The organism is Neisseria shayeganii 871 (assembly GCF_000226875.1).
Lineage (GTDB): Bacteria > Pseudomonadota > Gammaproteobacteria > Burkholderiales > Neisseriaceae > Eikenella > Eikenella shayeganii.
The window spans coordinates 1,140,186-1,166,167 of the sequence record NZ_JH164926.1 but is presented as its reverse complement, the minus strand read 5'-3'; the positions used below and the strand labels follow the sequence as shown (position 1 = coordinate 1,166,167).

Annotated in this window: 20 protein-coding genes; 5 read left to right on the top strand and 15 right to left on the bottom strand. The window is 57.4% G+C overall.

Annotated elements, in window-relative coordinates; genetic code table 11:
• Positions 1–135 precede the first annotated feature (135 nt).
• Positions 136–4,335, top strand: a complete 4,200-nt coding sequence (gene hrpA / locus HMPREF9371_RS05290; RefSeq protein ID WP_009118934.1) for an ATP-dependent RNA helicase HrpA — start codon at positions 136–138, stop codon at positions 4,333–4,335.
• A gap of 35 nt (positions 4,336–4,370) precedes the next feature.
• Here the strand turns inward: hrpA and HMPREF9371_RS05285 are convergent, their stop codons facing one another.
• Together HMPREF9371_RS05285 and HMPREF9371_RS13300 are read right to left on the bottom strand one after the other, a co-directional pair.
• Entirely contained in the window at positions 4,371–5,675 is a 1,305-nt protein-coding gene (locus HMPREF9371_RS05285) for a hypothetical protein (RefSeq protein WP_009118933.1), read from the bottom strand.
• A 336-nt stretch (positions 5,676–6,011) separates the two neighbouring features.
• A complete protein-coding gene (locus tag HMPREF9371_RS13300; protein WP_009118932.1) occupies positions 6,012–6,218 on the bottom strand; it encodes a hypothetical protein in 207 nt (68 codons plus the stop codon).
• A gap of 124 nt (positions 6,219–6,342) precedes the next feature.
• On the opposite strand from HMPREF9371_RS13300, the gene HMPREF9371_RS05280 reads away from it, so the two are divergent.
• Positions 6,343–6,885 (top strand): carboxymuconolactone decarboxylase family protein, encoded by a 543-nt coding sequence (locus HMPREF9371_RS05280; protein ID WP_040660211.1) that lies wholly within the window; start codon positions 6,343–6,345, stop codon positions 6,883–6,885.
• Between the two features lie 262 nt (positions 6,886–7,147).
• On the opposite strand, the gene efeB is transcribed toward HMPREF9371_RS05280, so the two are convergent.
• The 9 genes from efeB to HMPREF9371_RS05235 all read right to left on the bottom strand — a co-directional run bounded on the left by efeB (position 7,148) and on the right by HMPREF9371_RS05235 (position 19,213).
• Positions 7,148–8,440, bottom strand: coding sequence for an iron uptake transporter deferrochelatase/peroxidase subunit (gene efeB / locus HMPREF9371_RS05275; RefSeq protein WP_009118930.1), 1,293 nt, complete (start codon positions 8,438–8,440; stop codon positions 7,148–7,150).
• A gap of 117 nt (positions 8,441–8,557) precedes the next feature.
• Positions 8,558–9,727: an iron uptake system protein EfeO gene (efeO, locus tag HMPREF9371_RS05270; protein ID WP_009118928.1), complete on the bottom strand. Its 1,170-nt coding sequence runs from the start codon at positions 9,725–9,727 to the stop codon at positions 8,558–8,560.
• A gap of 13 nt (positions 9,728–9,740) precedes the next feature.
• Positions 9,741–10,598, bottom strand: coding sequence for an iron uptake transporter permease EfeU (gene efeU / locus HMPREF9371_RS05265; RefSeq protein WP_009118927.1), 858 nt, complete (start codon positions 10,596–10,598; stop codon positions 9,741–9,743).
• Between the two features lie 305 nt (positions 10,599–10,903).
• Entirely contained in the window at positions 10,904–12,358 is a 1,455-nt protein-coding gene (locus HMPREF9371_RS05260; protein WP_009118926.1) for an alanine/glycine:cation symporter family protein, read from the bottom strand.
• Positions 12,359–12,559: 201 nt separating this feature from the next.
• Positions 12,560–12,715, bottom strand: coding sequence for a 50S ribosomal protein L33 (gene rpmG / locus HMPREF9371_RS05255; RefSeq protein WP_009117634.1), 156 nt, complete (start codon positions 12,713–12,715; stop codon positions 12,560–12,562).
• A gap of 31 nt (positions 12,716–12,746) precedes the next feature.
• Positions 12,747–12,980, bottom strand: coding sequence for a 50S ribosomal protein L28 (gene rpmB, locus HMPREF9371_RS05250; RefSeq protein WP_040660207.1), 234 nt, complete (start codon positions 12,978–12,980; stop codon positions 12,747–12,749).
• A gap of 284 nt (positions 12,981–13,264) precedes the next feature.
• Positions 13,265–14,686: an efflux transporter outer membrane subunit gene (locus HMPREF9371_RS05245; protein ID WP_009118924.1), complete on the bottom strand. Its 1,422-nt coding sequence runs from the start codon at positions 14,684–14,686 to the stop codon at positions 13,265–13,267.
• 120 nt (positions 14,687–14,806) lie between these two features.
• Positions 14,807–17,983: an efflux RND transporter permease subunit gene (locus HMPREF9371_RS05240; RefSeq protein WP_009118923.1), complete on the bottom strand. Its 3,177-nt coding sequence runs from the start codon at positions 17,981–17,983 to the stop codon at positions 14,807–14,809.
• Positions 17,984–17,995: 12 nt separating this feature from the next.
• Positions 17,996–19,213 carry an efflux RND transporter periplasmic adaptor subunit gene (locus HMPREF9371_RS05235; RefSeq protein ID WP_009118922.1) on the bottom strand — a complete coding sequence of 406 codons (1,218 nt, stop codon included), beginning with the start codon at positions 19,211–19,213 and terminating at the stop codon, positions 17,996–17,998.
• Between the two features lie 306 nt (positions 19,214–19,519).
• Between HMPREF9371_RS05235 and mtrR the strand changes: the two genes are divergently transcribed.
• Entirely contained in the window at positions 19,520–20,173 is a 654-nt protein-coding gene (gene mtrR, locus HMPREF9371_RS05230; RefSeq protein ID WP_009118921.1) for a multidrug efflux system transcriptional repressor MtrR, read from the top strand.
• 265 nt (positions 20,174–20,438) lie between these two features.
• On the opposite strand, the gene HMPREF9371_RS05225 is transcribed toward mtrR, so the two are convergent.
• Positions 20,439–20,645 (bottom strand): (2Fe-2S)-binding protein, encoded by a 207-nt coding sequence (locus tag HMPREF9371_RS05225; protein WP_009118919.1) that lies wholly within the window; start codon positions 20,643–20,645, stop codon positions 20,439–20,441.
• A gap of 170 nt (positions 20,646–20,815) precedes the next feature.
• Here HMPREF9371_RS05225 and lspA point away from each other — a divergent pair, with 170 nt between their 5' ends.
• Together lspA and ispH are read left to right on the top strand one after the other, a co-directional pair.
• Complete coding sequence (gene lspA / locus HMPREF9371_RS05220) at positions 20,816–21,328, top strand: signal peptidase II (protein ID WP_040660205.1); 513 nt, start codon at positions 20,816–20,818, stop codon at positions 21,326–21,328.
• 22 nt (positions 21,329–21,350) lie between these two features.
• Complete coding sequence (ispH, locus tag HMPREF9371_RS05215; protein WP_009118917.1) at positions 21,351–22,280, top strand: 4-hydroxy-3-methylbut-2-enyl diphosphate reductase; 930 nt, start codon at positions 21,351–21,353, stop codon at positions 22,278–22,280.
• Between the two features lie 68 nt (positions 22,281–22,348).
• On the opposite strand, the gene HMPREF9371_RS05210 is transcribed toward ispH, so the two are convergent.
• The 3 genes from HMPREF9371_RS05210 to HMPREF9371_RS05200 all read right to left on the bottom strand — a co-directional run bounded on the left by HMPREF9371_RS05210 (position 22,349) and on the right by HMPREF9371_RS05200 (position 25,915).
• A complete protein-coding gene (locus tag HMPREF9371_RS05210; RefSeq protein WP_009118916.1) occupies positions 22,349–23,149 on the bottom strand; it encodes a thioesterase family protein in 801 nt (266 codons plus the stop codon).
• A gap of 99 nt (positions 23,150–23,248) precedes the next feature.
• A complete protein-coding gene (gene pdxA / locus HMPREF9371_RS05205; protein WP_009118915.1) occupies positions 23,249–24,229 on the bottom strand; it encodes a 4-hydroxythreonine-4-phosphate dehydrogenase PdxA in 981 nt (326 codons plus the stop codon).
• 81 nt (positions 24,230–24,310) lie between these two features.
• Positions 24,311–25,915 (bottom strand): glycosyltransferase family 2 protein, encoded by a 1,605-nt coding sequence (locus tag HMPREF9371_RS05200; RefSeq protein ID WP_009118914.1) that lies wholly within the window; start codon positions 25,913–25,915, stop codon positions 24,311–24,313.
• Positions 25,916–25,982 lie beyond the last annotated feature (67 nt).

Genomic DNA, 25,982 nt, shown 5'->3' with positions numbered 1-25,982 from the left:
CAGCCTGCTTGCATGGCTCAAGTGTTGTCGGCAGCAAGTTATCTGATGGCCCCAATCAAGGCTACCTGAAACGGTTTTTCAGGTAGCCTGTGTTATCATGCCCGCCTTTGTTTTACCTAGATTTTTACACACACCATGCAGCAGCCCGACTTCACCCAAACGCTCTCCCGCGACCGCCATTTCCTGCAAAACGCCTTCAAAACCCCCAAACGCTTCGGCGGCATCGAAGCCGTGCAGAAAAAATATCAAAAATCGCACGACGCGTTTTTGAAACGCCAAGCCGCGCTGCCCAAGCCGCAGTATGACGGCACACTGCCGGTGCACGAGCGTTTGGACGACATCAAAACCGCCATTCAAAACAACCAAGTAACCATTATTTGCGGCGAAACCGGTTCGGGCAAAACCACCCAGCTTCCGAAAATCTGCTTGGAGCTCGGGCGCGGTGCGGCGGGCTTGATCGGGCACACGCAGCCGCGGCGCTTGGCGGCGCGTTCGGTGGCGGAGCGGATTGCCGAAGAATTGGGCAGCAACATCGGCCAAACCGTCGGCTACAAAGTGCGTTTCAACGACAACACCTCGCGCGATGCCTATGTGAAACTGATGACCGACGGCATTCTGCTCGCCGAAACGCAAACCGACCGCTTCCTCACCGCCTACGACACGATTATTATCGACGAAGCGCACGAACGCAGCCTCAACATCGATTTTCTGCTCGGCTACCTGAAACAACTTCTGCCGCGCCGCCCCGATTTGAAAGTCATCATCACCTCGGCCACCATTGATGCCGAGCGCTTTTCCAAACATTTCAACAACGCGCCCGTGCTGGAAGTGAGCGGGCGCACCTTCCCCGTCGACATTCTCTACCGCCCGCTGCATTCGCAAGACGAAGACGAAGCGGAAATCGAGTTGACCGACGCGATTGTCGATGCCGCCGACGAACTGGCGCGGCTGGGCGACGGCGATATTCTGGTGTTCCTGCCCGGCGAGCGCGAAATCCGCGAGGCCGCCGAAGCCCTGCGCAAATCGCCGCTGCGCCGTGACGACGAAATCCTGCCGCTGTTTGCCCGCTTGTCGAACGCCGAACAGCACAAAATTTTCCACCCGAGCGGCAGTAAACGGCGCATCGTGCTGGCGACCAACGTGGCCGAAACCTCGCTCACCGTGCCGGGCATCAAATATGTAATCGACACCGGCTTGGCACGGGTCAAACGCTATTCCGCGCGCGCCAAAGTGGAACAGCTTCATGTGGAAAAAATTTCCCAAGCCGCCGCACGCCAACGTTCCGGACGCTGCGGCCGCGTATCCGCCGGCGTAGCCGTGCGCCTGTATAGCGAAGAAGATTTCAACGAGCGCCCCGCCTTTACCGACCCCGAAATCATCCGCAGCAATCTGGCCGCCGTCATCCTGCGCATGGCCGCGTTGAAACTGGGCGATGTGGCGGCGTTTCCGTTTCTCGAAGCGCCTGACCAGCGTTATATCAATGATGGCTTTCAGGTGTTGTTGGAATTGGGTGCAGTAAACGATCAAAACGGGTTGACCAAGCTCGGCGAACAAATGTCGCGCCTACCCGTCGACCCCAAAATCTCACGCATGTTGCTGGCAGCGAAAAAACACGATTGTGTGCAGGAAATGCTGGTGATTGTGTCCGCCTTGTCGATTCAAGACCCGCGCGAACGTCCGCTTGAAGCCCGCGAAGCCGCCCAAAAGGCGCACGAACGTTTTACCGACAAGCAGTCCGACTTTCTCGCCTACCTCAATATTTGGGACAGCTTCCAGCGCGAGCGCGACAAAGGTTTGTCCAACAAACAACTGGTGCAATGGTGCCGCCAATATTTCCTTTCCCACCTGCGGATGCGTGAGTGGCGCGAACTGCACCACCAGCTTGCCGACATTGCCGTGGAAATGGGTTTGACCACCAAAGAGCAGGCTTTCAGACGGCCTCCTGCGCAACCGCAATTGCCGTCTGCGACCGAAGGAAGTCCCTTGCGGAAAAACACCGGCGACCAAGATTTATCCGCCAAACTCAAACAAAAACAATTGGATAAAAAACAGCACCGCGCCCATATCCGCGCCGCCAAAGAAGCGGGCTACGAACAAATCCACCGCGCTCTGCTGACCGGCCTGATTGCCAACGTCGGCATGAAATCGCCCGACGGCCATGATTACACCGGCGCTCGCGGCTCGCACTTTCATTTGTTCCCCGCCTCCGCCCTGTTCAAATCCAAACCCAAGTGGGTGATGGCGGCCGAACTCACCGAAACCACACGCCTTTATGCCCGCGATGTCGCCGCCATCCAGCCCGAATGGATCGAGCAGGAAGCCCCGCACCTCGTGCGCTACCACTATTTCGAGCCGCATTGGGAGCAGAAGCGCGGCGAAGTCGTCGCCAGTGAACGCGTTACCCTCTACGGGCTGACCGTGCTGCCGCGCCGCCCAGTCGCCTACAGCAAAGTCGCCCCCGAAGAAGCCCGCGAAATCTTTATCCGCAGCGCACTGGTGGCGCAGGAATGCAATCTTCAGACGGCCTTTTTTATCCACAACAAAAAACTGATTAAAGAAATCAGCGAATTGGAACACAAATCGCGCAAGCAGGACGTACTGGTGGACGAAGAGGCCTTATTTGAGTTTTACAACCAGCGTTTACCGCAGTTTTACGAGCCGTCTGAAAAGGTAGGTCGGGCATCCCTGCCCGACAATACAGGCCTGTCTGAAAGTGCAGAAAACGTAGGTCGGATTCTCGAATCCGACAAAACCAAAACCGTAAGTCCCCAGCCCGACAACACTGCCCCCGTTTCAGACGGCCTTTCAGGTAGCCCGCGACACACAGGCCGTCTGAAAAAAACATTGCCCCTTGCCGACATCCGCACCTTCCAAAGCTGGCTCAAAACCGCCGAGCGCGACGACCCGCGCCTGCTGTTCCTCACCCGCGAAGACCTCATGCAGCACGCCGCAGCGCACATCACCGAAGCCCAGTTCCCCCACCATTGGCAAAACAGCGACGGCAAATTCAAACTCAGCTACCGTTTCGAGCCGCACCACCCGCTAGACGGCGTAACCCTTACCCTGCCGCTCACCGTGCTCAACCGCCTCCACGCCCCCGCGCTCGAATGGCTCGTGCCCGGCATGTTGCGCGAAAAACTGCAACTGCTTATCAAAGCCCTGCCCAAACAAATCCGCCGCATCTGCGTGCCCGTGCCCGACTTCATCACAAAATTTTTAGAAAACAACCCCAACCGCCAAGAGCCGATAATCCCCCAGCTTGCCCGTTTTATCGCCAAAACCGCCGGCGACATGCGCCTGCTCGAGCAAATCGACCAAGACGAATGGAGCGCGTTCAAACTGCCCGAGCATTGCTATTTCAACCTACGCATCATCGATGACGGCGGCCAAGAGCTTGCCACCGGTCGCGATTTAGCCAAACTCCAACAAGAACTCGGCCAAGCCGCCGCCGTAACCTTCCGCGACAACACCCAAGAATTCGAGCGCGACAACCTCACCAACTGGGACATCGGCACGCTACCTGAAAACATCAAATTCGCCCGCGGCAAACAACAGCTCACCGGCTACCTCGGCCTGCAAAAAGAAAAAAACAACACCATCGCCCTGCGCCTGTTCGATACCCCCGAAGCCGCCGAACAAGCCCACCGCCAAGGCGTGATCGCCCTCATGCAGCTCCAGCTCAAAGAACACATGAAAGACCTCAACAAAGGCATACAAGGCTTCACCCAAGCCGCCATGCTGCTCAAACACATCCCCGCCGACACCCTGCGCGACGACCTTACTGCCGCCATCTGCGACCGCGCCTTTATCGGCGACGACGAGCTACCCCGCAGCGAAAAAGCCTTCAAAGAACAAATCAAACGCGCCCGCAGCCGACTGCCCGCCGTTAAAGAGGCGTTGAGCCGCTACCTGCAAGACACCGCCGCCGCCTACGCCGAACTCAACAGCAAACTCGGCAAACACCCGCTCACCCACCTACTGCGCGAACGCACCCAAACCCTGCTGTCCGCCGGATTCGCCGGCCGCACCCCCTGGAGCCAATGGCCGCGCCTACCCGTCTACTTCAAAGCCATGACCCTGCGCATGGAAAAATACAGCGCCAACCCCGCCCGCGATGCCGCACGCGAAGCAGATATTCAGGGGCTGGAGCAGATGTGGCAAGAAAAAACAGACAGCTTGTTGAAACAAAACCAACCCGTTTCAGACGGCCTAGAGATGTTTAAATGGCAAATAGAAGAACTGCGTGTGTCGCTGTTTGCGCAGGAGTTGAAGATGCCGTATCCGGTGTCGGTGAAGAGGTTGTTGAAGGAGTGGGAAGGATTAAATAAAGGGTAAAAAAAGCCGTCTGAAATTTTCAGACGGCCTTTGGGCTACAATTCCATCATAACCATTTTCATAGTCATTTCACATCCAGTATATGCGGCAGAACTTTTACCTACCTTTTGAGGGTCGTAATAATTATCTTTGATAGTCCCAACCAACATTTCATATTTAGAGAAATCATTAATTAAATCTTCAACGTTTATTGCCCAACGGACATTATTGTTTTCATCAATTATGATTAGTTCATGAAAGGCACAAATAAATGGTAAGATATAACCATCTGGATATTTATAATCACTTTCTTGTTGATAAAACTTGGTTAGAAATTTTTTAGAATCATCTTTTACCTTTTTAACAGCTGTGATTCTCCCAAATCCTGGAGAGAAGTTATTATATGCTTCTGGAAATTTTTTATATACGAGATCATAAAATTTCGGAATATCATTCATTAATCCTAGAGCATTATTAATAACTTCGGGTAAATGTCCTTGCTCATCTTTGTATTCTTCAATAATTTTAGAATAAATATCTACACATTGTGACTTGGAATTGTAAATAACAGATGGATTAATTGAATTTATCTTCTCTAATATGCCACGTTTTTGCAATGCAATAAAGGGGATTAAAGCTAAAGCAACAATATCCTCACGTTTAATACGCTTTCCGGCCTCGTTATCCTTCCAAGCAATGAGATTTACAAGATTAGAGTCAATATTTTCTTTTAAATTATCATAATAACCTCGATGATCGGCTTTAGTTCCAGCTGTTAGTGGAGAGTTATTATTTCGTGCATCTGAAATTTCAAAAACTAATTCAGCAAAATCAAAGTCAACATTTTTAGTAGGATAAATAATTTCAACAGGAATGGTAAATTTTTGTTCTTTGACAAAATCTTCTAATAAGTGGCTATATTTAGTCCACGCTTCAGAAAAATCCTCCCAGCATTTGATTTTTTGCACGTCAGATGGAATCTGATTGTTTTGAGACTCATGATATTTTTCTAATAAAAAAGTCCCTATGGCTAGCATATTATGTCCGCCATCTAAAACACCATCTGTTTTTTCATCCTCAAAACTTAATCGGAATCTGCCGCGTTCTAATGACTCACATTTTTGCGTAGATACTAACAACCCCTTAGTTCTGTTAACCATTTCTTCAGGGGCAGTATTTAAAGTATCAATGATAGATGCAGTAACCTTATTCTTTTTAGATTCTCTTGGGTTAGCCGTTAAGCTAACGCGATCTAATAATTTAGATATATTCTCAGCATTAATGATACATAAAGCTTTTTGAATCTTACCGAGATTAAAAACAACTGAATTTTCAGTTTTTAAGATAATTGAATTTTTCATTGAAAATATCCTATTTTAAAAATTAAAATAGGATAGTAGGCGTACCACAATAAATATTGTGGTAGAAGTAGATGCTCATCATACGGAATTTTAAACGCCTAGCTATCCAGCTTTTTATGCCCCTTAATCCTAGGAGCGGCAATCTCTCTTATCCAAGAGAGATTGGAAATTATTTCATAAAATTATTACTGTTTCAATTTTTATAAATGTAAAGTTATGTAGAAGAAAGTGTAGCCAGCAAGTGTGGGTTGGATTGAAAACCCAACATTCACTTCATTTTCTCATAGTTATTATTGTTGGGTTACGCCCGAGGCTAACCCAACCTACGCATAAACACTAAGGCCGAGGCCTTTGCAAAACCTCCAGATGTGGATGCAGTTCAAGGCGTAGCAGCGCAGCGAGTGCAGACATATCACATAGATAGGCAAGCGAGCGAGCAGCGCACAACGCAGAAATGCGCCGCAGATGGGGGTTTTGCAAAGGTCTCAGGCCGTCTGAAAATGCTTGCCATAAGATTTTCAGACGGCCTTGTCTTACCCGCAATCTAAGCAGATACCGCTGCCAAGATATAATTTTTCCTTTGTTCGATATTGCTTACGGTTATTTCAGCCTTTCAGACGGCCTTGTTAGAATGGCTTTTTTAATCGAAATAACCGGAGAGGAACGTATGGCCCGTTTAATTGTGCATAGTGTGGAATCCGCGCCTGAGGCGGCAAAAGCCCGTGTGGAAACGGCTTTGAAAAACAACGGCTTTTTGCCGAACCTGATTGGCGTATTGGCCAATGCGCCGGCGGCCTTGGCGATGTATCAGGAAGTGGGTGCGTTAAATGCCACCACCAGCCTGACTGCAGGCGAGCGTGAGGTGGTGCAGATTACGGCGGCGGTGCTGAATGAGTGCGGTTTCTGCAAAGCGGGGCATACTGCTTTGAGTATTAAAAAGAAATTGCTCGACCCGCAAGCGATTGAGGCTTTACGCAATACGCAGGCGTTGGCAGACCCGAAGCTCAACCGCTTGGCTTTGTTTACCCAAGCGGTGATGGCGAATAAGGGCAATGTGGGCGATGCCGAGTTGCAGGCGTTTTTTGATGCGGGGTATAACGAGCAGCAGGCTTTGGAAGTGGTGTTGGGCGTGGCGCTGGCGACTTTGTGCAATTATGCGAATAATCTGGCTCGCACGGAAATCAACGAGCAATTGCAGCCTTTTGCTTGATCAAGTTGTTGGGTTGTTGGAAGAGGCCGTCTGAAAGATTTTTTTCAGACGGCCTTATCTTTGAGTGGGCGAAACGGGGCGTGCGCTCAGCGCTTCGAATAAGTTGGATCAGTGCTTTCAGGTAGCCTGAAACGTGAAATCCATGCCCCGCAGAGGTTTAACCAGCGATTGCGGGCATTGTGCTCGGCTTGGTATGGATTTTCATCCCGCTCTGGTGAACGCAGGGCGGGACGTGTTTGGCCATCGGTTTGCCGTTGCCGGCTTAGCGTACTAAGGCCAGCAGTTCTTGGCCGAGAAAGCCGCCTTTGGCAACACCGGGCAGGGTGAAGAAATAGCCGCCGCCGAAGGGGCTGATGTATTCCTCCAAAGGTTCGAAATCGAGCAGTTTTTGCACAAAGATAAAGCCGTCGCTCAGGTTGGCCTGATAGCAGATAAACACCAAGCCCACATCGAGCTGGCCGGATTTGGCGAGGCCGCGCGAGTAGTTGAAGGGGCGGCGGAACAGCTGGTGGCGTTTGAGGAATTCGGGATCGCGCGGGTTGGCCAGGCGCATGTGGCTGTCTTTGGGAATCACCTCGCCGGCAGGGTCTTTGCCGTAGTCGGGGGCGTCGTGTTCGTATTTCATGCCCAAGGGGGCACCGCTGTATTTTTCGCGGCCGAAAATGGTTTCCTGCTCCTGCAGCGGGGTGCGGTCCCAAAATTCGACGAAGTGGCGGATCAGGCGCACGGCCTGATAGCTGCCGTTTTTGGCCCAGGCTGGTTCGTCCAAGCTGTTTTCCGCCACGCCGGTCCACACAACCGCATCGGCGGTTTCGGGACGGCTGACGTCGGGATTGGCCGAGCCGTCGTGGAAGCCGAGCAGGTTGCGGGCGGCGGAGCCGGGCGGCGATTTGGGCAGAAAGCCGTCGATGCACCAGCGGATCACAGCCAGTTGGGCGGTGTTTTTGATGATGTCTCGCAGGGCGTTTTGGCAGGTTTCGGGGGTGAAGGCGCAGATTTGCAGGCTGATGTCGCCGTCGCACCAATCAGCGGCCAGTTTGTCGTTGGGAAAACTTTTCATTTCCTGCAGGTGTTTGGGCTTGTGCGCCGCCAAGCCGTAGCGCCCGTCAAATAATGAAGCGCCCACGCTGAGGGTAACGGTTAGCCCGTCGGGGCGGATGATTTTGCCGAGGATGCCGCTGCCGGCCGGCGGCAGTTTGGCGTCGCCGTCTTGCAGCTCGCCGCCTTGGCTGAGGAATTCGATGCGGGCGGTCAGGGTGCGGAACAGGGTTTCCAATTCTTTCGGGGTGTTGGCCAGCACGTCGAATGCGGCCATGATGCCGAATTGTTGGTGAGGCGTAGTGATGCCGGCCTGATGGGTGCCGTAGCAGTCGTAGCGGTGTGGCGAGTGTTCGCTGTTGCGGGCGTCGCCGACGGGTGTGGCCGAATGCTGGGTGGTTTCGTCACGCTCGCGCGGCCACATCAGGCCGCCGGCCGCGCCGATGGCGGCGCCGGCACCAACGGCGGCAACGGTTTTGAAGAGTTGGCGTTTGGAGGGGGATTCGGGTGTGTTCATGGTGGTGTTTGCGTGAAAGAAAACAGCCAATCCGCTACGGGGAGGATTGGCCGGGTAGGGAGGATTTCAGGTAGCCTGATGGTGTCGGCCAGGCTACCTGAAAAGCGGGGGCACAGATTATTTCAATCCTAAGGTGCCGCGCAATTGGGCCAAATCTTCTGCCAGGGCGTTGATCGGCGCTTGTAAGGCTTTGCGGTCGGCTTCGCTCAATTTGTCGTAGGTGGCAAAGCCGTCGGCGGTTTTGTATTTGCCCAGCGTGTCGTTGACCGCTTTGAAGTTAGCGTCCACTTTGTCGAGCAGGGCTTGGTTTTTCTCGGCAATCAAGGGGCGGAACAAATCGACAATCTTCATGGCGCCTTCCACGTTGGCGTTGAAGTCGCTCAAGTCGGTGTGGCTGTAGCGGTCTTCTTCGCCGCTGATTTTGCTGCCGGCCACTTCCTCAATCAGCACGGCTGCACCGCCCACCACTTTGCTGGGCGGGAAGGTGAGGACGTCGATTTCGGCTTTCAGTTTTTTCACATCGCTTTCCAAACGGTCGGCAATCTCTTTCACGCCGTCGGTGGATTTTTCAATCCACAGGGCGTATTCGATGCGGTGGAAGCCGGTGAATTCGGGGTCGGTGGGGCCGGCTTTGTAGTCGTCTTCGCGCGCGTCGATGGCCGGATCCAGCTCGTTAAACAGCTCGGCAATCGGTTCGATGCGCTCGTAGTGGGTGCGGACATCGGCAAACATGGCTTTGGCTTTGTCGATTTCGCCGGCTTTCACCGCAGCCACGAAAGCGCCGGTTTTGCTGACCAGCTGTTCGGCCTCGGCCTGAACATAGGTTTTGTAGTCGGCCAAAGGTTGGGCCAGTTTTTCCATATCGGCTTCGCCGGCGGTTTGCTTGAAGCCGCTGTCGGTAACGGTCAGTTTGCCGCGCGGATTGTTGAGCAGGCCGCAGGTCATGGCGTATTCGCCGGGCAGCAGGGTAACCGTCATTTTGTCGGACAGGCCGGGGGCAATGTTTTCGCGCTCGTCCACCACCATCACGCCGTTGAGGATTTCCCACTCCAGCTTGCGGCCGCTGTTGTTTTTGATTTGGAACACCACTTCGCCGCTGGGCACAGTGAGTTCCATCGGCTCGCAGGCTTGGTCGTTTACGGCAATATTCACGCTGCCGTCGGCATTGGCAGCGGCGGCGCCTGAGGCGGCCGGCGTTTCGGCCGGTTTTTCTGCGGCGGGCGGTTGGCAGGCGCTCAGGCCGAAGGCGGCCAGCACGGCCAAAGCGGTCAGATTCAGTGTTTTCATACAAACCTCATGTTTATCGGACAGGTTCAGGAGAGGCGGCCGCCGGGCGGCTGCCGCGTAAAAACAGGTATAAAACGGGAACCAGGTAGGCGAAGTACAGCACGAAATCGCTGAGCAGCGGGTGGTGGGTATAGCCGAAAAAGCCGCCCAGCAACACCCCCAAGGGGCTGTCTTCGTGCAGATAGGCCGACCAGTCCAGCGGCATCGGAGAAGACCAATCGAACGGGTTGACCTGCCAAAGATTCCAAACGCCGGCTTCATGCAGAGCGCGGAAGGCGCCGGCAAACAAACCGGCGGCCACAAAAATCAGGAACACGCCGGTCCAACGGAAAAATTTGGCCAGATTGATGCGCATGCCGCCCTGATAAATCAGCCAGCCGATGACGACGGCCAGCACCAAGCCCAAAACCGCGCCTAGCGGCATATGCCAGCTCGGGCTTTGCTGGAAAACGGCGAGTAGGAAAAACACGCTTTCCAAACCTTCGCGCGCCACGGCCAAAAAGGCCATGCCCACCAACGCCCAGCCGTGGCCGTTGCCGCGCTGCAGGGCGGTTTGTACTGACTGTTGCAGCTCTTGTTTCATGGAACGGGCGGCTTTCTGCATCCATAAAATCATATAAGTGAGCAGGCCGACAGCCACCAGGCCGATCAGGCCGACCACCAATTCCTGCTGTTTCTGAGGGATTTCGCCGGTTTGACGGTGGATGACCCAGCCCAAACCGATGCACAACAAAGCCGCCAGGCCCACGCCCAGCCAAACTTTGGGCATCAGGTGGGTGTAGCCGGACTGCTTTAAAAAGCCGGCCACGATGCCGACAATCAGGGCAGCTTCTATGCCTTCGCGCAGGGTAATCAGTAGGGCGATCAGCATGGGCGGAATCCTTGTGAACGAAGATTTGATTATAGAACTCTAAATATATTGAATGCAAATTATTTTCAAATATATTGGTGAGGTGTGGGCGATGAAAGGGATATGGATGAATCAGGATGAGCAGGAGCTGGTGTTGAAGCCGGTTGGGTGGTGACTGTGGCCGATAGATATCATGCCGGGCGAAGAAAACTGAGATGGTGCGGAGTCGGTGAAGCGGTGAGAAAGGGGGACGATGAGGTTTGTCTGTAAAAAAGGCTACCTGAAAAGCGTAGGGGCTTTTCAGGTAGCCTGTTGTACCGCAGGGTTTACCAAATATCGGATTTGATTTTCCGGTTCAGGCCGGGGTGTTCGGCAATTTTGAATTCCGGCGTTTTGCCGCGCTTGAGCTGGTTGCGGTAGTCAGTAAGCAGCAGTTTCACGTAGGGCGATAGCCAGAGGATGGCGATCAGGTTGATCAGCGCCATGATGCCCATCGACAAATCGGCCAAATCCAACACCAGGCCGAGCTCTTGGGCGGCGCCGAAGAACACCATGCCCAATACCAGCAGGCGGAAAATCAGCACCACAGAGGGGTTGTTGCGCATGAATTGCACATTGCTCTCGGCATAGGCGTAGTTGCCGATGATGGTGGTGAAGGCGAACAGGAACAGCAAAACGGCCAGCAAATGCGGCGCGATGCTGCCGATTTGTTGTTGCAGGGCGGCTTGGGTGATTTGTGCGCCTTTGAGGGCCGGATCCAGATTGTCGGCCAGTAGGATGATGAAAGCCGAGCAGGAGCAGATGATCAGGGTGTCCACAAACACGCCCAGCATCTGAATCAGGCCTTGGCTGGCCGGGTGTTTGGTGTCGGCGGCGGCGGCGGCGTTCGGAGCGGAACCCATGCCGGCTTCATTTGAATAAAGGCCGCGTTTGACACCGTTCATCATGGCAATCGAAATAAGGCCGCCCAAGAAGCCGGAGCCGACGGAACGGAAGTCCAGCGCTTCGCTGACGATCAATTCGAATACGCGCGGCACTTCGCCGATGTTGGTGATGATCACATACAAGGCAATCAACAACCATAAGGCCGCCATAAACGGCACCAGGCCGGAGGCAATCTGCGCCACACGTTTAATGCCGCCGAAAATAATCGGCGCGGTGGCCAAAACCAGCAGGCCGCCCATCATGGGTTTGTCGATGCCCCAAGCCAGCTGGGCGGCATCGGCAATCACATTGGCTTGCAGGGCATTGAACACGAAACCGAAGGTGGCAATCAGGCTCAGAGAAAAAAGCACGGCCATCCATTTTTGTTTCAGGCCTTGGCTGATGTAATAGGCCGGGCCGCCGCGGAAACGGCCGGTTTCGGCGTCGCGCACTTTAAACAGCTGGGCCAGCGAGGATTCGGCAAAGGCCGAGCTCATGCCGACCAAGGCGGTGATCCACATCCAGAACACCGCGCCGGCGCCGGTCAGCCCCAGTTCGGGGTTGCGGGCGGAGGTGATGGCGATGGAGACGCCGACCACGTTGCCCATGCCGACGCGGCTGGCCAATCCGGTCACGAAGGCCTGAAACGGGGTAATGCTTTGGGCGCCTTTTTCGGCATGCCGTCCGCCCAGCATCTCGCGCACGCTGGGCGCAAACATGCGGATTTGCACGAAACCGGTGTAGAGGGTGAAAAAGAGGCCGGTGCCGATTAGCAGAATAATCAGCACTTCGTTCCATAGCAATCCGTTGAGCTTGTTGACTTGAGCGGTCAGCCACGGGATGAATTCGTCTGTCATCTAAAGGGGTCCTTTTGATTGTCTGTCATGCTGTGGTGCTGTTGCGGGCCGTTTGGCGGCGATGCGGTCCACATGGTTTCAAACGGGCGGATTTTAATCCAATTTAATTGCCGCCTGCGTTTTCTTTACATAGGTGTAGGAGGGGAAATCCGGCCGCAAAAAAGCCTCCGCATGGCGGAGGCTCGGTTGAATCCAAGAGGATTATTTCAATTTGGTTTCTTTGTACATCACGTGCTTGCGGGCAACCGGATCGAATTTTTTGATTTCCAGTTTGCCGGGCATGGTGCGTTTGTTTTTGGTCGTGGTGTAGAAGTGACCGGTACCGGCAGATGATTCCAATTTGATTTTGTCGCGCATTGTTCTGTTTCCTTAGGGGCAAGGGTGAAAATTAAGCTTCGCCGCGAGCGCGCAGGTCAGCCAGAACGGCGTCGATGCCGACTTTGTCGATGGTGCGTAGGGCGGCATTGGAAATGCGCAGACGCACCCAGCGGTTTTCGCTTTCAACCCAAAAACGGCGTGTTTGCAGATTCGGCAAAAAACGACGTTTGGTTTTGTTGTTGGCGTGTGATACGTTGTGGCCGGACATCGGGCGCTTGCCGGTCACTTTGCAAACTCGTGCCATGGTTAATCTCCAAACTTCTAAAAAAGTAAAACGCGGTTTATACCATAAAAAACATATCGGATTCAAGCAGGCGACGATGAGGCTACCTGAAAACGCCATGGTGCGGCCGGAAATTGTTGCGTTTAACAAACAACGCCGTACGCCGAGCGTTTTCAGGTAGCCTGAGACCTGGGCAACACCGCCAGATGTGGATGCCGTTCAAGGCAAGCGGGCGAGCAGTACCCATAGAGCATAAACGCACAAGGCAGAAATGCGCCGCAGATGGGGGGTGCAAGGGTCTCAGCCTATTGGGCGCTTGGGGCGCTGCGCTGCTTGAGGCCGCCGCCCAAGGCTTTATACAGATCGGCCAGGTTTTCCAACATCTTCAGCTGGTTGCCCAGCACGGCGGCGTCGGCGGCGTAGCTGCTGCGTTCGGCATCCAAAACATCGAGCGAGCTGGAAACGCCGTGGCGGTAGCGCAGGCGGATCAGGCGCAGTCGGTCGTTATAGGCTTTTTGGGTGTGCAGGTTGGCTTCATATTGCTGCTGCAGGGTTTCCCGCGCCACTAAGGCATTGGCAACGTCTTGGAAAGCCGATTGCACCGCTTTTTCGTAGGCGGCCACGGCGGAATGTTGGCGGATTTGAGCCACGTCTAAGCTGGCGCTCAGGCGGCCCCAGTTGAAGATGGGCAGGTGGATGGTGGGCGAGAAGGCCCAAGTGCGGTTGGCACCGCTGAACAGATTGCCCAAATCGTTGCTGCCGGTGCCGATGCTGCCGGTGAGGCTGATGCTGGGGAAGAAGGCGGCGCGGGCGGCGCCGATGTTGGCGTTGGCTTGGCGCAGATTGTGTTCGGCGGCACGGATGTCGGGGCGGTTTTGCATCACTTCGGAGACCAGTCCGGCGGGCAGGCGGCTGATGCGGAATTGGCGCGACAAGGGCAAGCCGGCCGGCAGATGATCGGGCAGCGGGCGGTTGATCAGCACCACCAAGGCGTTGCGCGCCTGTTCGCGCGCCCGCACGGCGGCGGCATGGTCGGCCTTGGCCGATTCGATGAGGGCTTCCATTTCGCGCAGATTCACGGCAGAAATCACGCCGGCGCGGTGTTGCAGCTGATAGAGGCGGTAGCTTTCCTGGCGGCTTTGCAGCACCTGTTCGGTCAGCTTGATGGATTCTTCGGCATAGCGTTCGTTGAAATAGGCTTTGGCCACGGCGGCCACCAGGCTCAGCTGGGCGGCATCGCGGGCGGCTTGGCTGCTGAAATAGCCCTGCAGGGCGGCCTGATTGTTGCTGCGGGCTTTGCCGAATAGATCGAGTTCGTAGGCGGCCACGCCCAAGCCGACGGAATAAGAAGCGGCAATATAGGATTGGCCGCTGGGGCTGAGGTCTTGCGCGATGCGGGCGCGGTTGCCGGCTGCGGTGGCGTTGAGGCCGGGCAGGGAGGCGGAACGGGTGATGGCGTATTGGGCGCGGACGGCTTCGGCGTTCAGTGCGGCCATGCGCAAGTCGGGGTTGTTGGCCAGTGCCAGCTCGATTAGGCTGTGGAGGCGCGGGTCGGCGAAGTAGTCGGCCCAGCCGACGGCGGCAGCCGGTGTTTGGCCGGCGGCGTAGTCGTAACGGAAGGTGGCGGGCACCTCCACTTGGGGCTGTTGGTAATCGGGCGCCAGCGTGCAGGCCGAGAGAACGGCGGCAGCCAGGGCGGCGGATAAAGGAGCGGATAAGGTTTTCATAAATGCATTTCCGGGGTTTCAGGTAGCCTCCATTCAGGTGCGGGCTACCTGAAACCATAGGTGTTAAAGCTTTCAGGTGGCCTTTGGTATGCAGCGGAAGGCTACCTGAACAATCGTGGTTTAATGTGGCTGGTGAGGCTGATCGGCGCCGGTGATGCCGTCGGCACGGGGCTTGCCCGGGAACAGCTTACGCACCACCACATAAAACACCGGCACCAGGAATACCGACAGCAGGGTGCCGATGCTCATGCCCCAGAACACAGTGGTGCCGATGGCGCGTTGGCTGGCCGAGCTGGCGCCGGAGGCGAAGTACAGCGGCACCACGCCCAAGATGAAGGCGAAGGAAGTCATCAGAATCGGGCGGAAACGCAGGTGCGCCGCTTCTACCGCCGCTTCCAAGGCGCTTCTGCCTTGGGCCTGCAGGTCTTTGGCGAACTCAATAATCAGAATCGCGTTTTTCGCGCTCAAACCGATGACGGTAATCAGGCCGACTTGGAAATAGATGTCGTTGAGGTAGAAAATCGGAATGCCCAGCGTACCGTTGACGAGATTGCGGCCGGCCACGCCGAGCACGATGCCGAGGAAGCCCAAGGGCACCACGAGAATCACCGCCAAGGGCACCGACCAGCTCTCATACAGAGCCGCCAATACCAGGAAGACGGCCAAGATGGCGAAAGCGTACAGCAAAGTGGTTTGGGTGGAACCTTTGGCCTGTTCGCGCGCCTGTCCTTTCCACTCCACGCTGTAACCGCCTTCCAGTTCGGCAGCCAGGCGTTCGATTTCCGCCATCGCGTCGCCGCTGGCGTAACCGCTGCCCACGCCGCTGCTCAAGGCCATGGCGGGGTAGCCGTTGAAGCGGGTGCTTTGCTCCATGCCGGTGGTCCACTCCGCCTTCATCACGGTGGACAAGGGCACGGCGGTGCCTTCGCCGTTCGGCACGGTCAGGGCCAGAATGCCTTCCGGCTGCATGCGGGTGGCCACGTCGGCCTGTACCATCACTTTCTGCAAACGGCCTTTGTTGGGGAAGTCGTTGACATAGGCGCCGCCCAAGGCCGCTGCCAAGGTGGTGCGGATGGCCGCCATATTGATGCCTTGGGCGGCGGCGGCGTGGCGGTCGATCTCCAGTTTCAGTTGCGGCGAGTCTTCCAGGCCGGAAGCGCGGCTGTCGGTAAACATGGGGTTGCCGCGCATTTTGGCCAGCAGTTGGTTGCGGGCATTCAGCAGCGCGTCATGGCCGGAGTTGTTGCGGTCTTGCAGGTAAAATTCTAAGCCGCTGTTGCCCAATTCGCTGATGGGCGGCGGATTGACGGCAATGGCAAAACCGTCTTTTACCGCGCCGCTCATCATCAGCTTGCCGGTGATGATGCGGGAAACAATCGAGGCTTCGCTGGCGATGCCGGGGCGGTCGTCCCAGTTTTTCAGCATCACGAAACCCATGGCCATATTTTGGCCGCTGCCGAAGAAGCTGAAGCCGGAAATGGTGATCATGTCCTGCACTTCGGGCGTGTCGCGCAGCACGCCTTCCACAGCCGCAATGGTGGCGTCGGTGCGCTCTTTGGAGGCGCCGGCCGGCAACTGCATGCTGACCATGATGTAGCCTTGGTCTTCAGAAGGCAGGAAGGAAGTGGGGATGCGGGTGAACACAAACAGGCCGATGGCGGTCATCGCCGCCCAAACCAGCATCATGCGGCCGCTGCGGCGCAGCAGCTTTTGCACGCGGGTGGAGTAGCGTTGGGTCATGCGGTCGAATTTGCGGTTGAACCAGCCGAAAACGCCTTTTTTCTCTTCATGGTGGCCTTTGGCTATCGGCTTGAGCATGGTGGCGCACAAAGCCGGGGTCAGGGTGAGCGCCAAGAAGGCGGAGAAGCTGATGGCAATGGCCATGGTGAGGGCGAACTGGCGGTAGATGTTGCCGGTGGCGCCGCTGAAAAAGGCCAGCGGAATAAACACCGATACCAGCACTGCGGTAATGCCGATCACGGCGCCGGAAATCTGCCCCATGGCTTTGCGGGTGGCCGGCAGCGGCGGCAGGCCTTCTTCGGCCATGATGCGCTCTACGTTTTCCACCACCACAATCGCATCGTCCACCACAATGCCGATCACCAGCACCATGGCAAACATGGTCAGCACATTGATCGACATCCCCAAGTAGTAGATGCCGGCAAAGGCGCCGAGCAGGGAGATCGGCACCACAATAGTGGGGATCAGGGTGTAGCGGATGTTTTGCAGGAAAATAAACATCACCGCGAATACCAACAGCATGGCTTCGCCCAAGGTGTACACCACTTTTTTGATGGAGATGTCCACAAAGGTGGAGGTGTCGTAGGGGGCCGACCATTTCATGTCGCCCGGGAAGAAGGCCTGCAGCTTTTCCATGCGCTCGCGCACCAGTTTGGCGGTGGCGGTGGCGTTGCCGCTGTTGGACAGCATCACGGCCACGCCCACCATCGGCCGGCCGTTGAGGCGGGTGCCCGAACTGTAGCTTTCGGAACCGATTTCCACCCGCGCCACATCGCGCAGATAAACATTGGCGCCGCTGCCGGTGCTTCTGAGTATGACGTTGCCGAATTCTTCAGGCGTACTGAGTTGGCCTTCCGCAGTGATGGTGGCGGTGATGGCCTGACCTTGGGCCGCCGGCAGGGAGCCGAGCGAGCCGGCGGAAATCTGAGCGTTTTGCGCGCTGATGGCGGCGGAGACGTCGGCAAACGACAGATTGAAACTTTGCAGTTTGGCCGGATCCACCCATACCCGCATCGCGCGCTGGGCGGCAAACATGCGCACCGCGCCCACGCCTTCTAGGCGTTGCAGCTCCGGCACAATATTGCGCTGGGTGTAGTCGGCCATTTCGGACAAGTCTTGGCTTTCCGAAGAAATGGCCAAGACCATGAGAAAGTTGGAGCGCGATTTAGAAACGGTTACCCCATATTGCTGCACCGTGGCCGGCAGGGTGGACAGCACTTCGGACAGTTTGTTTTGCACATTCATTTGTGCGAAGTCTTCGTCCACATCGGGCTGGAAGGTGAGGGTGACCGAGCCGGAGCCGCTGGAATCGGCGGAAGTGGACATATAGTCCAGCCCTTCCACGCCGTTCATGCTGCGTTCGATGACCGCCAATACGCTGTCTTCCATCACTTGGGCGGACGCGCCGGGATAGGTGGCGTTGAGCGTGATGGTGGGTGCGGCCACCGAAGGATATTGGGACACCGGCAGTTTTTTGATGGCAAACACGCCGGCCAGAATGATGAAGATGGAAATCACCCAGGCGAATACCGGGCGGTCGATAAAGAATTTAGCCATGTGCCTGCCCCTTTATTTTGCGGCCGAGGCGGCTTGGGCGTCGGAGGCGGGGGCTACCTGAAGCGCAGGTTCGGAGGCCGCGCCCACTTCTTGCGGCTGTACCTTTTCCGCGCCGAGCATGCCGGCAATCATGGTGCCGTTCACCACCACTTTGTCGCCGTCCTGCAGGCCGTCGGTCACAATCCAATGGCTGCCGTCTTGGCCGGAAATGGTGACCGGTTTCGGTTGCAGGCTGCCCTCGGCGTTGACCACCATCACGGTATCGGTTTTGCCGCGGGTAACCGCCTGTTGCGGCACTTTATAAGCACGGTTGATTTGCGCCTGCGGCAGGCTGGCGCGCACATACAGGCCGGGCAGCAGGATGTTGTCTTCGTTCGGCACTTCTACCCGCAAAGCCACTTGGCCGGTTTTTTGATCTACCGTGGGGTCGGCGAACAAGAGACGGCCTTTTTGCGGATACACGCTGCCGTCTTCCAGCAGGATGTCCACTTCCACCGCGCCGTTAACCGCCACCATGCGGCCTTCGGCGATTTCGCGGCGCAGCTTCATGGTTTCGGCGGCCGATTGGGTGACATTCACATACATCGGATGGGTTTGCTGGATTCTGGCCAGTACGGTTGCCCCGCCGGCCGTAACCAAATTGCCTTCCGATACTTCGGAGCGACCGATGTAACCGGAAATCGGCGCGGTGATGCGGGCATGGTTCACATTGACCCGCGCCGAGCGGATGGCGGCACGGGCAGCGCTCACATTGGCTTCGGCCGCCCGTTTGGCGGCCACGGCGGCGTCATATTCCTGTTTGCTGATGGCATCCGCCTCTACCAGCGGGCGGTAACGGGCCAGGTCGGCATTGGCTTTGGCCAGCGCCGCTTCGGCGGAGGACAGCTGTGCGCGGGCGCTTTCCAAACCGGCGGCATAGGCGGCATCATCCAATTGGTACAACACTTGGCCGGCCTGCACATGGCTGCCTTCCTGGAACAGGCGGCGCAAAATAATGCCGCTGACTTGGGCGCGGACTTCCGACGAGCGGTGCGGCTCCAGACGGCCGGGCAATTCGGTGCGGACGGTGATGTCTTCGGCCTTAACGGTGGTCACGCCGACCACCGGCGGTTTTTTCTCGCCCTGTTGCGCTTTTTTGTCGCCGCCGCAGGCCGCCAAGGCCAGCGCGGCGGCCACGGCCAGAATGTGCCAACGCACAGCGGATTGTCCAAACGGTTTGATGTATGCCATGTTTGATTACCTTGTTGATGTCAGTTGTTCCGCAACAGTTCGGATTGGAAAGATTTGCCGGTCAGGCTACCTGAAAAAGGGGCGGCCCAACCGGTTTAGGCCGCCCCGCGCGGTTCGGAGCAGCCGGTTGTAAAATCAAGTCGGCGCATTATACATACAACGATGTATGCTTTGCCACGCCAATTCTTCAGGTGTGGCAGCGGCGCGACGGCGCGTTGGCCGTTTGGGCGAAACGGTTTGGACAAGGCAGGCTGTGCATGACACAATCCCGTGAACCACTTCCTACCAAACGAGTTTGGCACAGCCATGAGAAAAACCAAAATCGAAGCCCAAAAAACGCGCCAGCACCTGCTGAAAGCAGCATTAGATACCTTCTATTTGCGCGGCATGACGCGTTCTTCTTTGAACGAGATTGCGCAAAATGCCGGTGTCACCCGAGGCGCGCTGTATTGGCACTTCAAGAATAAAGAAGATTTGTTCGAGAGTCTCTTTCAGCAGATGTTTACCGAGATTTCCGCCCAATTGGCCGAAGACATCGAGCGCGGCTCGCCGGACATCTGGCAAAGCTGGGAAGAGGCCACCATCAATATTTTCGTGCGTTTGGAGTCGGACGAAGTATTCCGAAAATTCTGCAACGTGTTGCATACCAAATGCGAATATACCGAGCAGAACCATTCCATCGTCAAAATCATGCGCAGTTACCAAGACATGTGGCGGCGCCAGCTTTGCCAGGTGCTGGAACTGAGTTTGGCGCAGAAAAAACTGCCGGAAAACTTAGACCGCAGCTTGGCCGTCACTTATATGATGTCGGTTATCGGCGGCCTGATTGATATTTGGATGAATATGCCCGAGCAGTTTTCCGTCAGCCAAACCGCACCGCGCATTATCCGGGCGGCCATGGCCTCTTTGCAGAGCAGCCCTGAGTTTTTGTTGCCGGAGAAGGGGCGAAAAAGCAGCTGAGCGAACGGCTTGCTGCGGGCTGAGACCTTTGCAAAACCCCCATCTGCGGCGCATTTCTGCGTTGTGCGCTGCTCGCTCGCTTGCCTATCTATATGATATGTCTTCGCTTGCTGTGCTGCTACGCCTTGAACTGCATCCACATCTGGAGGTTTTGCAAAGGTCTCAAGCTGTCAATGTGGCGCGCCGCCTGTCGGTTTAACAGGCGGCGCGCTTATTTTCTTTTGCTTGCAGACGGCTAAATGCCGCTGCCGGCCATCGGGCCGGGTCAGCGTTGGAGATTGATGCTGCCGCCGGCGTTCAGCTGGCCGTCGGCATGGTTGGCATTCAGGTAAGAGGAGGCCAAATCGGCGCAGCAGCCGCAACAGGTGGCCACGCCCAAGCTGTTTTGCAGGTCGTTCAAGGTGGTGGCGCCGGCGGCCACGGTTTCCTGAATTTGGCGGTCGGTAATGGCGTTGCAGACACAGACGAACATGATCTTCTCCACAAAACCCGATGGACGGGCAAATAATTGAGAATAAATTTCGTTCCTGCATCATAATCAAAAATAAATTCGCGCGCAAGCCTCCTTGTTCCGGAGTGCCGGGCAGACCCGGCCGACACTTTATAGTAGAATGCGCTTCCTTTTTCGGCGATACCGCATTCATGAGTCACTCCACCGTTTCCCGCCCGCCTTTGTGGCCGTATTTTGTTTTGGCCGTCTTGGCCGTTGCGGCCGACCAAATCACCAAAATCATGGTGTTGAACCATATTCCGTTTCAGGCGCGGCTGCCTGTGATTAACGGTTTCTTTGATTTGACCCACGTTTACAATCCCGGCGCGGCGTTCAGTTTTCTGGCCGATGCCGGCGGCTGGCAGAAATATTTTTTCACCGGCTTCGCCGTGGTTGTCTGCCTGTATTTGGGCCGCAACATTCTGAAGCGCGAGTTTCGCGGATGGTCTGCCTGGGCGGCGGCCATGATTATGGGCGGGGCAATCGGCAATGTGATCGACCGGCTGCTCTACGGCCATGTGGTCGATTTCCTGCTGGTGTATTGGCGCAATCATTATTACCCCGCCTTCAATATTGCCGACAGCTTTATCTGCGTCGGTGCCGCCCTGTTTGTGTGGGCCGGTATTCAAGAGGCGCGCCGGGAAAAGCGGCAACAGGCTACCTGAAACACACACGGATCCGATATCAATGAGCAAAACCATTGTCCTGGCCAATCCGCGCGGCTTTTGCGCCGGCGTGGACCGCGCCATCAATATTGTCGAGCGCGCACTGGAAGAATACGGCGCGCCCATCTATGTGCGCCATGAAGTGGTACACAATAAATTTGTGGTGGACAATCTGCGCGAAAAAGGCGCGGTGTTCATTGAGGAATTGAGCGACGTGCCCGAAGGCGCCACCTTGATTTATTCCGCCCACGGCGTATCCAAAGCCGTGCAGCAGGAAGCCGCCGAACGCGGTTTCCGCGTGTTCGACGCCACCTGCCCGCTGGTCACCAAGGTGCACAAAGAAGTGGCGCGTTTGGACGAGCAGGGCTATCAGATCATCATGATCGGCCATGCCGGCCACCCCGAAGTGGAAGGCACCATGGGCCAGCTGTCGCCGGGCGCCATGCTGCTGGTGGAAACCGTGGACGACGTGGCCAAACTGGCCGTGCGCGACAGCGAAAAGCTGGCTCACGTGAGCCAGACCACTTTGTCGGTGGACGAAACGCGCGACATCATCGAGGCGCTGAAAGCCCGTTTCCCGCACATCCGCAGCCCGCATAAAGAAGACATCTGCTACGCCACCACCAACCGCCAAGAAGCGGTGAAGCAACTGGCGGCCGAGTGCGATATCGTGATAGTGGTGGGTTCGCCCAATTCCTCCAACAGCAACCGTTTGCGCGAAGTGGCTGCCCTGCGCGGCGTGGATGCCTATATGGTGGACAATGCGGGCTACCTGAAAGCCGAATGGTTTGTCGGCAAAAACCGCGTGGGCGTGACCGCGGGCGCGTCGGCGCCGGAAGTGCTGGTGCAGGAAGTGATCGCCACCATCCGCGGCTGGGGGCACGAAGCGGTTATCGAAGGCGAGGGCGAGGCGGAAAGCATTGTGTTTGTGCTGCCGAAAGAGCTGCGCTGATTGCCTTATGGATATGCAAGAGGCTACCTGAAAGGCTTTCAGGTAGCCTTTTTTGTTGGCACCGCTTCTTAGGGCATCGGGCGGATGGTGAGAATCTGCTTGCTGTGGCCGAAGGGGCCGTGCAGGTCGTGCAGCACGCTGCTGGTGAGGCCGATGCCGTCGCTGCCGAACTGTTGGGTGGTTTGCAGGCCGAGCCAAGCGCCTTGGGGACGGCGGTAGAGGTGGATTTGCAGGTCGATATTGGGGAAGGCCCAATCGCGGGCGGGCAGGCCGGTGCGCGGCACAATGCCGTTGGCGGTGTCCACCAAGCCCATCAGGCGCACGAAATCGTCGGTGGGTTCGCCTTCCACCATATCGGTTTGGTTGGTGAGCCAAACCAGGCCCTGGCCGTTGCGCCGGCCGCCGTCGCGCAGGCTGATGGAGCGGATGTAGCCGCCTTGCCAGTGGCCCATGTCCGGAAAATCGGGCAGTTCGTGCGGCAGGGCGACCGGGGCATCTTCCAAGCCGGCCACCGCGCGGGTGTCGCCGGTTTGCATGCGCCAGGCGCGGGCGGTGAGGCAGGGACGGCCGCCGGCTTCCATTTGTGCTTCGACCAGCTCGATGGTGCGGCCGGGGCGCAGGGTGCGGGTGACGATGCTGAATTCGCCGAAGGGAATCAGGCCGAGGATGTCGAGGCTGATGCGGCCGATGCGCAGATGATCGGCCGGAGCGTGGCGTTCGAGCTCGCGGGTGAGCAGGCCGGTGGCGGGCGCCATGTGCTGCTCGTGTTCGTTCCAAGCGCCTTGGGCGTGTTCGGTGCTGCGGTAATGGGCGACGCTGCTGCCGTCGCTGCGCTGTTCGCGGCCGATGGCTTGGTAGTAGGCGGGCATGGTTTCTCCTTGTGAATAAAGCGGGGCTTTGCGGTCTCAGCCTGTGGTCGATGGCGCGGCAGGCTACCTGAAAACGGCAAGCGGTAGTCGGGCCGGTGCTTAGCGGCGGCGCACCATCTCCCAGGCGGTCTGCACGGCGGCGAGCAGGCTGCCGCCGTCGGCACGGCCGCTGCCGGCGAGGCTGAGGGCGGTGCCGTGGTCGACCGAGGTGCGCACGAAGGGCAGGCCGAGGGTGATATTGACGCCTTGGCCGAAGGAGGCGTATTTCAATACCGGCAGGCCTTGGTCGTGATACATGGCGAGCACGGCGTCGGCCTCTTGCAGCATAAAGGGTTGGAACAGGGTGTCGGCGGGGAAGGGGCCGCGGATGTCCCGGCCTTGGCGGCGCAGCTCGGCCAGCTCGGGTTCGATGATGTCGATTTCTTCGCGCCCCAAATGTCCTTGTTCGCCGGCGTGCGGGTTGAGGCCGGCCACCAGAATCCGCGGTGCGGCCAGGCCGAATTTCTGCTGCAAATCATGATAAAGAATGTCGAGCACCGAGCGCAGCAATTGCCGGCTGAGGGCGGCGGGCACGTCTTTCAGCGGCAGGTGGGTGGTGGCCAGCGCCACGCGCAAGCCGCCGCCGGCCAGCATCATCACCACTTGCGGGGTGCCGCTTTTGTCGGCCAGGTATTCGGTGTGTCCGCTGAACGGCACGCCGGCGTCGTTGATGATGCCTTTGTGCAGCGGGGCGGTAACCATGCCGGCAAACAGGCCGCTGCGGATGCCGTCGTAGGCGCGGTCGAGCAGGGCCAAAACATAGGCGGCGTTGGCGGCATCCAACACGCCGGCCCGGCAGGGCGCGTGTAATGGGGTGTGCAGCACTTCCAAAACGCCGGCGGGCGGTGCTTGTTCGGGGCAGAAAGGCCGGATGGCGGTGTTGAGGCCGAGCACGCGGGCGCGTTCGGCTAGCAGGTGTTGGTCGCCGAGCACCACGCAGCGGCAGGGCAGCTCGGCGGCGGCCAAGCCGAGACAGATGTCGGGGCCGATGCCGGCGGGTTCGCCGGAGGTAACGGCCAGAATGGGCGGGGATAGGGGCATGGGGCTACCTGAAAAGCGGTGATGAAGGCAGGAGAGTGTGTTCAGGCGGCTTGCGCTAGTGCGTGGAGGCTACCTGAAAGTTTAGGTATGGTCGGAATCGGCTTGGGTGGCTGGTTCCGGCGGCAGAAATACGTTTACGCCGCGTTCGCAGCGTGTCAGCCGGCCGGCAACGGCCTGCTCCAGCAGTTTGTCGTTTTCCGGCAGGGCGGCGCGCGGCGCTTCGGGGTGGTAGAGATGATAGGCGACGGCGGCGAATTTCAGGTTGGCCCGTTTGCCGCCGCGGTTGAACAGGCGGGCGACAAATTCGCTGTCTTCGCGCCCCCAGCCGACAAAGTCGTTGTTGAAGCCGTTGACGGCCAGCGCGTCGCTGCGGAAAAAGCCCATATTGCAGCCGCGGATGCCGTGGAACCAGCCGGTTTTTTCTTTTTTCAGCACGGCAGCGGAGAGCCAGGGCAGGCGGCAGGCCGACAGGCGTTTTTCCCAGCGTTTTTCCAAGCCTTTTTCGTACCATTTCAACACGCGGTAGGCCGAAGGGTCGGCCAGCAGTTCGGCGGTTTTGCCTTCGGTGAGCACCACGCGGCTGCCTTGCACGAACAGGCCTTTGCGGGCGGCGCGAACATGGTCGGCAATGAATTGAGGGTGCAGCACCATGTCGCCGTCTATCATCACGATATAGTCGCCGCGGGCGGCGGCCAGCGCCCGGTTGCGCGATTCGGCCAGGCGGAAGCCGTCGTCGGGTTGCCAGATATGGTGCAGCGGCACGGGAAAATCTGTCTGCTGGCGGCGGATCAGCTCGGCTGTGGCTTCGCCCGAGCCGTCGTCGGCCACCAGCACTTCGTCGGGCAACCGCTTTTGGGCTTTTACCGACTGCAACACCGCTTCCAAAGCATCGGGGCGGTTGTAGGTGGTGATGATCAGGGAAACGCCGAGCCTTTGGTTGGCTTCGTTCAGCTTGACGTATTTGTAGTAGGCACCCATGGCGTTGGCGGCGGAGATCACCCAGCCGTCGCCGCCCGAAAGAAAACCGCGTTTGAAGACATAGCTTTTGATGAAGGCGGCCAGGCCGTGGCCGACGGCGGCGGCAACAGACGTGCGTTTGCGGAACTGCTGCTGTTCGGCAAACAGGCTGGTGTAGCGCTGCATTTTGTCGATTAAGTCGGCGGCGCCGTCGAAGGAGTAATGCAGCAGGGGGCTGGGGAGGTGGCGGATTTCGGCCTGCTCGGGCAGCTCCAGCGATTCGTGGACGCGGCGGTTGTTAAAGCGGACGGCGGCTTTGTGGTAGAGCCGGCGCACGGGGTCGGGCGACCAGCCGCAGGTGGTGATCGGGCGGCCGCGGTAGTGGTTGAGGCGGGGTAGGGTGAAGACGGTGTGCGGCCGGTCGAGCGGGAGGCTGCGGATTTCGGCCATCAGTTCGGGGGTAACGATTTCGTCGCTGTCGATGTTGAGAATCCAATCGTGGCGGGCCAGTTCGGCGGCGCGGTTTTTCAGCGGGCCGAAGCCGATGAAGGGGCTGTGGTACAGGCGCACGTTGGGAAAGGAAGCGGCGATGTCGGGCGTGCGGTCGGTGGAGCCGTTGTCCAAAACAATGATTTCGTCGAAACCGGCCAGCGCGCTCAGGCTTTGGGCCAGGTATTTTTCGGCGTTTTTCACCGGCATGGTAACGCTGATGGGCAGGGAGGCGGACATGGGCGGTTTCCTGTGGGTTTCAGGTAGCCTGGTGCGTTTGGCGGGCTACCTGAAAGATGGGCGGGAG

Coding starts and splice junctions, on each gene's coding strand:
- HMPREF9371_RS05225 (WP_009118919.1), bottom strand. CDS start 20,645: ATGTTCGTCTGTGTCTGCAACGCCATTACCGACCGCCAAATTCAGGAA.
- HMPREF9371_RS05285 (WP_009118933.1), bottom strand. CDS start 5,675: ATGAAAAATTCAATTATCTTAAAAACTGAAAATTCAGTTGTTTTTAAT.
- lspA (WP_040660205.1), top strand. CDS start 20,816: ATGAGTCACTCCACCGTTTCCCGCCCGCCTTTGTGGCCGTATTTTGTT.
- HMPREF9371_RS05245 (WP_009118924.1), bottom strand. CDS start 14,686: ATGAAAACCTTATCCGCTCCTTTATCCGCCGCCCTGGCTGCCGCCGTT.
- efeB (WP_009118930.1), bottom strand. CDS start 8,440: ATGAACACACCCGAATCCCCCTCCAAACGCCAACTCTTCAAAACCGTT.
- HMPREF9371_RS05260 (WP_009118926.1), bottom strand. CDS start 12,358: ATGACAGACGAATTCATCCCGTGGCTGACCGCTCAAGTCAACAAGCTC.
- HMPREF9371_RS05280 (WP_040660211.1), top strand. CDS start 6,343: ATGGCCCGTTTAATTGTGCATAGTGTGGAATCCGCGCCTGAGGCGGCA.
- HMPREF9371_RS05240 (WP_009118923.1), bottom strand. CDS start 17,983: ATGGCTAAATTCTTTATCGACCGCCCGGTATTCGCCTGGGTGATTTCC.
- efeU (WP_009118927.1), bottom strand. CDS start 10,598: ATGCTGATCGCCCTACTGATTACCCTGCGCGAAGGCATAGAAGCTGCC.
- mtrR (WP_009118921.1), top strand. CDS start 19,520: ATGAGAAAAACCAAAATCGAAGCCCAAAAAACGCGCCAGCACCTGCTG.
- HMPREF9371_RS05210 (WP_009118916.1), bottom strand. CDS start 23,149: ATGCCCGCCTACTACCAAGCCATCGGCCGCGAACAGCGCAGCGACGGC.
- hrpA (WP_009118934.1), top strand. CDS start 136: ATGCAGCAGCCCGACTTCACCCAAACGCTCTCCCGCGACCGCCATTTC.
- HMPREF9371_RS05200 (WP_009118914.1), bottom strand. CDS start 25,915: ATGTCCGCCTCCCTGCCCATCAGCGTTACCATGCCGGTGAAAAACGCC.
- rpmB (WP_040660207.1), bottom strand. CDS start 12,980: ATGGCACGAGTTTGCAAAGTGACCGGCAAGCGCCCGATGTCCGGCCAC.
- HMPREF9371_RS05235 (WP_009118922.1), bottom strand. CDS start 19,213: ATGGCATACATCAAACCGTTTGGACAATCCGCTGTGCGTTGGCACATT.
- ispH (WP_009118917.1), top strand. CDS start 21,351: ATGAGCAAAACCATTGTCCTGGCCAATCCGCGCGGCTTTTGCGCCGGC.
- efeO (WP_009118928.1), bottom strand. CDS start 9,727: ATGAAAACACTGAATCTGACCGCTTTGGCCGTGCTGGCCGCCTTCGGC.
- pdxA (WP_009118915.1), bottom strand. CDS start 24,229: ATGCCCCTATCCCCGCCCATTCTGGCCGTTACCTCCGGCGAACCCGCC.
- rpmG (WP_009117634.1), bottom strand. CDS start 12,715: ATGCGCGACAAAATCAAATTGGAATCATCTGCCGGTACCGGTCACTTC.